The following is a 736-nucleotide window of genomic DNA, read 5'->3' as shown; positions in this document are numbered from 1 at the left end:
TGCCTAGGCATCCACCGTGTACGCTTATTCGCTTAACCTCACAACCCGAAGGTGTTTCTTCTTGAAGACGTCTGGGTGGTGATGGCTGCGCAGATTACATTTCGTCGTTGGGCAGTGCTCGTCATGCTCACATACTAATGTATGTTGCGCTGACTGTGCGCTGGCCGCCTTGAACTGTAAATTGCTCGCTCATCCCACTTCGATGTCGAAAAACACATTCAAAGTTTGAGATTTTGAGAGACTCATCAATATACCTCGGTGATATATTGATTTGTTTTCAATTTTTCAGCTTGTTCCAGATTGTTAAAGAGCAAAATAATTCGCAGTATACTATTGCTAATATACTCTGAATTATTGTTTTATATTCAAGAGATTATGGTGGAGCTAAGCGGGATCGAACCGCTGACCTCCTGCGTGCAAGGCAGGCGCTCTCCCAGCTGAGCTATAGCCCCATAATGCAATTTGCTAATACCCGTATAACCACTCCTTTTTCTTCTTTATAGAAAGAAGCTTTTTCTTTAGACAAGGCGTGGAGTCACGAAGTTTACATAAAGTAAACGAGTGAGTTCACAACGCAGCATAAAGGAAAAGTGGTAGGCCTGAGTGGACTTGAACCACCGACCTCACCCTTATCAGGGGTGCGCTCTAACCACCTGAGCTACAAGCCTATACCGGTATTTCTGCTCGTTCTTCATCAGACAATCTGTGTGAGCACTTCACATAACACGTATCTTTT

At 44.0% G+C, this 736-nt stretch carries 2 tRNA genes; both read right to left on the bottom strand.

Features of this window, described 5'->3' with window-relative positions:
- Window positions 1-376 precede the first annotated feature (376 nt).
- Window positions 377-452, bottom strand: a tRNA-Ala gene (locus tag INT39_RS22325).
- A 139-nt stretch (window positions 453-591) separates the two neighbouring features.
- A tRNA-Ile gene (locus tag INT39_RS22320) sits at window positions 592-668 on the bottom strand.
- Between the last annotated feature and the right edge of the window lie 68 nt (window positions 669-736).

Source organism: Pseudomonas sp. FME51 (genome assembly GCF_014897305.1).
The sequence above is the reverse complement of the archived record's forward strand: the minus strand, read 5'-3'. Positions and strand labels throughout refer to the sequence as shown.